Origin of the sequence: Streptomyces sp. XM83C (assembly GCF_023072675.1) — a bacterium.
GTDB lineage: Bacteria > Actinomycetota > Actinomycetes > Streptomycetales > Streptomycetaceae > Streptomyces > Streptomyces thermocoprophilus.
Genome location: NZ_JALLGL010000336.1, coordinates 1 through 6,364, shown reverse-complemented (window position 1 = coordinate 6,364; position 6,364 = coordinate 1). Strand labels below are relative to the sequence as shown.

The following is a 6,364-nucleotide window of genomic DNA, read 5'->3' as shown; positions in this document are numbered from 1 at the left end:
CCCACGGAGGCCCCCCGCCCCCCGCTGGTCACCGCCCGTTTCGTCGCGCGCGCCACGCTCGTCACCGCGTCCCTGTCGCTGGCGGGGGCACTGCTGGGGCTGGTGCGGGACCAGTCGCTGGCCCGGCTGTTCGGGGCGGGGAGCGACACGGACGCCTTCCTGGTCGCCTGGACCGTGCCGGAGTTCGCGGCGACGCTGCTGATCGAGGACGGGCTGGCGTTCGCGCTGGTCCCGGCGTTCAGCATGGCGCTGGCCCGGCGGGCGCGGGGCGTCCCCGGTGACCCGGTGCGCGCCCTGGTCGGCTCGACGCTGCCCCGGCTGGCGCTGGCGTTCGCCGCCGTGGGCGCGCTGCTGGTGGGCGCCGCGCCTCGGCTGGTCGCGGTGCTGGCGCCGGGCCTGCCCGATCCGGCGCTCGCCGTGGACTGCACGCGGCTCACCGCGACCTGCGTGGTCAGCTTCGGTCTCGCCGGGTACTGTTCGGCGGCCCTGCGCGCCCACCGTCGCTTCCTCGCCCCGGCGACGATCTACGTCGCCTACAACACCGGCATCATCACGGCGATGTTCCTCCTCGGGGGGCGCTGGGGGGTGCGGTCGGCGGCGGCCGGGGTCGCGGTGGGCGGCTGCCTGATGGTCGCCGTACAGGTGCCGTCGCTGTGGCGGCAGTTGCGGGGCCGCCGCGGCCCCGATCCGGTGGCGTCCGGCGGGGAGCGGGCGGCCCGGCCGCTGGACACGGCGCTGCTGGCGACGGTGCTGCTGTTCGCGCTGTGCCGGCAGTCGCAGGTCCTCGTGGAGCGGTACCTCGCCTCGCATCTCCCCGCGGGTGCCATCTCGCATCTCAACTACGCGCAGAAGGTCGCGCAGATGCCGATGGTGCTGTCGCTGATGGTGTGCACGGTGACCTTCCCGGTGGTGGCGCGCGCTCTGGCCGAGGGCGACACCGAGCGGGCACGCGGCCGGGTCGAGCAGGACCTCGCGCTCGCGGCGGCGGCCGTGCTGCTGGGCACGGCGGCGGTGACCGCGTGCGCCCCGCAGATCGTCGAAGTGCTGTTCCAGCGCGGCGCGTTCACGGCGGCCGACACGGCCGCGACGGCCGGGGTGATGCGGGTGTACGCGCTGGGGCTGCTCGGCCAGACCCTCACCGGGGTGCTGGTCCGCTCCTACTTCTCGGCGGGCCGCGCCGCCTGGTACCCGGTCGGCGCGATGGCCGCCGGGATCGTCCTCACCGCGTGGACGGGGGCGTGGACGGTCGGCCCGTACGGGGTGCTGGGCATCGCAGCCGCCAACGCCGCCGGCATCACCCTCACCGCGGCACTGCTGCTGGCCGGCATGAGCCGCAGCGGCGTCCCTGTCCGGGTGCCACGGGTGCTGCGCGAGCTGAGCCGGACCGCGCGGGCGGCCCCGGTGGCGGCGCTCGCCGGGGCCGGCGCGGCGAGCCTGCCCGGCTCGGCGACGGCCGGACTCGCGGCCGGCGCGCTGACCGTGACCGTCGTGTACACCGCCCTCGGCCTCGCCCTGCGCTCCGAGGGCCTCGCACCCGCACTCCGTCTCGCCCGTACCGCGACCCGAAAGCTCAGCCATGCCCGACACCGCTGACAGCCCCGGCCCGGTCCCCTGGGTGGCGATGTACCACTCGGTGGGCGACCGCACCTGCGACCCGTACCACGTCACCGTCACCCCCGAACGCCTGGCGCGGCAGCTGGCGTGGTTGCGTGCCCGCGGCCTGCGCGGTGTCGGGGTGGCCGAGCTGCTCGCCGCGCGCGCCCGGGGCGCGGGGGACGGCCTGGTCGGTCTCACCTTCGACGACGGGTACGCCGATTTCCTCACGCACGCGCTGCCCGTGCTGCGCCGGCACGGCTGCACCGCGACCCTGTACGTGCTGCCGGGCCGGCTGGGCGGCGTCAACGCCTGGGACACGCCCGGCCCGCGCAAGCCGCTGCTGACCGCCGACGGCATCCGCCGGGCCGCCGACGAGGGCATGGAGATCGGCTCGCACGGCCTGACCCACATCGACCTGACCACCGCCGACGACACGGCGCTGGAGGCGGAGACAGCGGGCAGCCGGGCCGCGCTGGCCGACCTGCTCGACCGCGAGGTCGACGGGTTCTGCTACCCGTACGGCAGGCTGGACGCCCGTACGGTGGCCGCGGTCCGCGCGGCCGGCTACCGGCACGCCTGCGCCATCGACCCCGGCCCGCTCACGGGGCCGCTCGCGCTGCCCCGCGTCCACATCGGCGAACGCGACACGGCCGTACGGCTGCTGCTGAAACGCCGGCTGCACCGGCTGCGCCGCCGTCCCGTGGTGGGGGTGTGACATGACGGCACGTCAGGCGCGCAGGGCGCTGCACATCATCACCGGTCTCGGCGTGGGCGGCGCCGAGCAGCAGTTGCGGCTGCTGCTGCGGCATCTGCCCCTCGACTGCGAGGTGGTCACGCTCACCAACCCGGGCGCGGTCGCCGACGGGCTGACCGCCGACGGGGTGCGCGTCCACCATCTCGGGATGGGCGGCAACCGCGATCTGTCCGCGCTGCCCCGGCTGGTACGGCTGATCCGCTCCGGCGGCTACGACCTGGTCCACACCCACCTGTACCGGGCCTGCGTGTACGGCAGGCTCGCCGCGCGGCTCGCCGGGGTGCGGGCGGTCGTGGCGACCGAACACTCCCTCGGCGACTCCCAGATGGAGGGCCGTCGGCTGACCCGCGGGGTGCGCGCCCTGTATCTGGCGAGCGAGCGGCTGGGCCGGGCCACCGTCGCCGTCTCCCCCACCGTCGCCGACCGGCTGCGACGCTGGGGCGTGCCCGCACCGCGGATCGCGGTCGTACCGAACGGCATCGACGTGGCCCGGTTCCGTTTCGACCCGGCCGCCCGGCTCCGCACGCGACGCCGGCTGGGGCTGCCCGACGGGGCGTACGTCGTCGGCGGGGTGGGCCGGCTCGCCCCCGGGAAACGCTTCGACGTCCTGGTGCGTGCCGTGGCCGCGCTCCCCGACGACCACTGGCTGCTGCTGGTCGGCGGCGGCCCCGAGGAGAGCGTGCTGCGCCGCCTCGCGCACGAGACGGGCATCGCCGGACGGGTGCTGTTCACCGGCGAACGCCCCTACGTCCCCGACGGCGGCCCCGGCCCCGATCTGCCCGCGCTGCTGTCCGCGATGGACGTGCTCGTGTCGCCGTCGCCGGAGGAGGCGTTCGGGCTGGCGGTCGTGGAGGGGCTGGCCGCCGGGCTGCCCGTGCTGTACGCCTCCTGCCCGGCCGTCGCCGATCTGCCACCGCACACCGTCGGGCCGGCCCGGAGGGTGACCGGCGGGCCCGACGCCTTCGCCCGCGCCGTCACCGGGACGCGCGCGCTCGGCCCAGGCCCGCGCGGCACGCCCGAGGGCGCCGTCCACTACAGCATCGACCGCAGCGCCGGCCGGCTCATGGACGTGTACCGGGCCGCGCTGGGCGACTCGTCCGCCTCACTCCAGGGAGCCACCGCCTCATGACCGACAAGACCCAAGCCGCTCCGCGTGCCCGCCGCGCCCTGCCGCGCCCGCTCCGGTCGCGTGCGCTGCCCGTGTGGTGGCCGGTGGCCGCCGGTGTCCTCGCCGGCGGGCTGCTCGGCGGCGCGTACGGGGTGGCGACACCGCCCGAGTACACGGCCACCGCGTACGTCGTCGCCGTGCCCACCGAGGAGTCCGACCCGGCTGCCGCGCTCGGCTTCGCGCAGGCCTACGGACGGGTCGCCACCCAGCTCGCGGTGCTCGGGGACGCCCAGGTGTGGGCGGGCGTTCCGGTGCGCACCCTCCAGGAACATGTGCGGGCCGAGACCTCCCCGGACGCGCCGATGGTGTCCGTCACCGCCACCGCCGCCCGCCCCGCGCAGGCCGCCGACATGGCCAACGCGGTGGCCCGCGCCCTGACCCGGCACGCCGAGGACGCCCGCGCCGCCACCCATGTGGGCCTGCGGCAGTTCGCCCGCGCGGTGAAACCCGCCGAACCGTCCTCGGCGCCGGCCGCACTGACCGGGCTGGTCGGGGCGTGCGCGGGCGGACTGCTCGGCGCGCTCGCGCTGCTGGTACGGCCACGCCGCGCACCCCGCGAGGAGGGGCCGGCCGCGGCGGTGCCCGGCCCGGCCGTCGCCGCCGACGCCCAGGGCCGGCTGTGACCGCGTACACGGCCGAACTGGTCACCGACCCGGTCGCGCTTGCCCGGCTCGCCGGGGAGTGGGAGCGGCTGTACCGGTCGTGCGGCACGGCCACCCCGTTCCAGAGCCACCCCTGGCTGCACGCCTGGTGGCGGTCGTACGGCAGGCCGGGCCGGCTGCGGCTGTGGCTGGTGCGGGCGGGCGGCGCGGCGCGCGGCACGCTGGTGGCGGCGGCCCCGCTGACCGCCGTACGCCGTCCGCTGCCCGCGCTGGTCCCGCTCGGCGGGCCCCTGTCCGACTGGACGGACGTCCTCGTCGACGACGAGCACCGGGAGCCCGCACTGGCCGCTCTCGGCGACGCGCTCGCAAGTGCCGCCCGCACCGCGGTCATCGACCTGCCCGAGGTACGGCCGGGCGGTGCCGCCGAGCTGCTGTACGACCGCTGGTCCGGGCCCCGGCGCACCCTGCCCGGCTCGGTCTGTCTGGAGCTGCCCGGCGGGCCCATGAACACGCTGATCGCCCGGCTGGGCTCGGCGAAGGCGCAGCAGCGGGCCCGCGCGCAGCTGCGCAGGCTGGACGCGCTCGGTGTGGAACGCCGTGCCGTGGAGCCCGGCGAGGTCGACAAGGCGCTGCGCCGGCTCCAGGAGCTGCACCGGTTGCAGTGGCAGGGGCGGAAGGTGACGGGCGAACACCTCACCGACCGGTTCCTGGAGCATCTGGTGCGAGCGGCCGGCCCGATGGTGCGCGCGGGCGACGCGGTGGTCACCGAGTTCCGGCTGGAGGACGACGTGGTCGCCGTCGATCTGACGCTGCTGTCGCCGCGCATGGCGGGCGGCTATCTGTACGGGGCCCACCCCTGCCTGCGGGAACGCAAGGCGGACGTGGCGGTGATGCTGCTCCAGGCGTGCGCCGCGCACACGTCGGCGGGCGGCGGGCGCGGAACGCTGAGTCTGCTGCGCGGCGAGGAGCCGTACAAGCTGCACTGGCGGCCGGAGCGGGTGCCCAACTCGCGGCTGCTGCTGGCCCGCGCTACGACCGCGCCGCTGCTCGCGGCGGCCGTCGCACGGGACACGGCCCGGCGGCGCGCCAAGGAGGTGCTGCGCCGCCGGGAGGGCCGGTCAGCGGGTCCGTGACCACCAGTCGAACTTCAGGCACAGTTTCCCGCCCAGCCAGTACTCGACCCATTCGCCGAGGTCCAGCGGGGTGCAGTCCTTCGGGTGCCCGGTGGCGGGCGGCGTGGCGGGCACGGCGGGCACGGTGGGGGTCGCGGCGGGCGTCGGAACCTCGGGTGTCGTCGGGTTCGGCGTGGGGGTGGCCGGTGCGTCCGTGCGGCCGGAGAGGACCGAGCGGTACACCTTGGAGGCGCGCGGGTTCTGCCCGCACTGCCACACGCCGTGCGGGCAGTAGTCGGTCAGCGTGTTGTACAGCGGCTTGTGCTCGTCCATCCAGGCGAGCATCCGCCGCATCCAGGCATCGTTGTCGCCGTTGCGGAACAGCCCCCACTCCGGGTACGACACCGGCTTGCCGTGCGCCTTGGCGAAGTCGACGTGCGCCTGGAGGCCGTACGGCTCCCTCACCTGCTCGTCGAAGGTGATGCCGGACGGCTGGTCGTAGGAGTCCATGCCGATGATGTCGACGACGTCGTCACCGGGGTAGCACTGCGTCCAGGGCACGGCGTCCCGGCCGCGGCTCGGCGCGAAGTCGAACCGGAACCGCTGCCCGGGCACGGCGCGCATCGCCGTGACGATCCGCCTCCAGTACGCCTTCCACGCCTCGGGGTCGGGGCCGCAGCGGTGCGTGTAGGTGGTGCCGTTCATCTCCCAGCCGAGGACCAGCACCGTGTCCGGCACCTTCAGCTCCACCAGCCGCTCGGCCAGCTTGCGGAAGTGCCCGTCGAAGTCGCCGGCCGCGCCCTGTTTCAGCAGCCGGCGCACCTGACTGTCGCTCAGGTGGGCCTCGTTGCGTTCCAGCATGGGGACGTTGAGGACGAGCATCCGGTCGTCCTTCTCGCGCCGCCAGTCCGCCCAGATGTCGAGGAAGCCGGGCCGGCCCTCGATGTTGCTCCAGCGGTCGCCGGGCAGATACGTGTGGCCGACCCGCAGTTCGGCGCCGCCGAGCCAGGTGCTGAGCGCGGCCATTCGGGCCACACCGCCCGCCCCGAAGTCGAGGTAGGCACCGAAGGCGGGGGTGGTGGTGGCCGCTGCCGCCGCGCCGGTGGGCGCGGGGGACAAGGCGGGTGCCGGC

Annotated in this window: 6 protein-coding genes; 5 read left to right on the top strand and 1 reads right to left on the bottom strand. The window is 76.0% G+C overall.

Annotated elements, in window-relative coordinates; translation table 11 throughout:
- The 5 genes from murJ to MTQ10_RS26355 all read left to right on the top strand — a co-directional run.
- Positions 1 to 1,593, top strand: a 1,593-nt coding sequence (gene murJ / locus MTQ10_RS26375; protein ID WP_247472664.1) for a murein biosynthesis integral membrane protein MurJ, incomplete at its 5' end; no start/stop codon positions are given.
- The gene (locus MTQ10_RS26370) at positions 1,577 to 2,311 is read left to right on the top strand and encodes a polysaccharide deacetylase family protein (protein WP_247472663.1); all 735 of its coding nucleotides are present in this window, start codon (positions 1,577 to 1,579) and stop codon (positions 2,309 to 2,311) included. The genes murJ and MTQ10_RS26370, both read left to right, overlap by 17 nt.
- Before the next feature lies 1 nt (position 2,312).
- Positions 2,313 to 3,479, top strand: a complete 1,167-nt coding sequence (locus MTQ10_RS26365) for a glycosyltransferase (protein ID WP_247472662.1) — start codon at positions 2,313 to 2,315, stop codon at positions 3,477 to 3,479.
- Positions 3,476 to 4,141 carry a lipopolysaccharide biosynthesis protein gene (locus tag MTQ10_RS26360; protein WP_247472661.1) on the top strand — a complete coding sequence of 222 codons (666 nt, stop codon included), beginning with the start codon at positions 3,476 to 3,478 and terminating at the stop codon, positions 4,139 to 4,141. Before MTQ10_RS26365 ends, MTQ10_RS26360 begins: the two co-directional genes overlap by 4 nt.
- Positions 4,138 to 5,253, top strand: a complete 1,116-nt coding sequence (locus tag MTQ10_RS26355; RefSeq protein WP_247472660.1) for a GNAT family N-acetyltransferase — start codon at positions 4,138 to 4,140, stop codon at positions 5,251 to 5,253. Before MTQ10_RS26360 ends, MTQ10_RS26355 begins: the two co-directional genes overlap by 4 nt.
- Here MTQ10_RS26355 and MTQ10_RS26350 read toward each other — a convergent pair.
- Positions 5,239 to 6,364 (bottom strand): glycoside hydrolase family 26 protein (locus MTQ10_RS26350; RefSeq protein ID WP_247472659.1); only part of this gene is annotated, 1,126 nt, incomplete at its 5' end. The two genes, MTQ10_RS26355 and MTQ10_RS26350, sit on opposite strands and share 15 nt — an antisense overlap.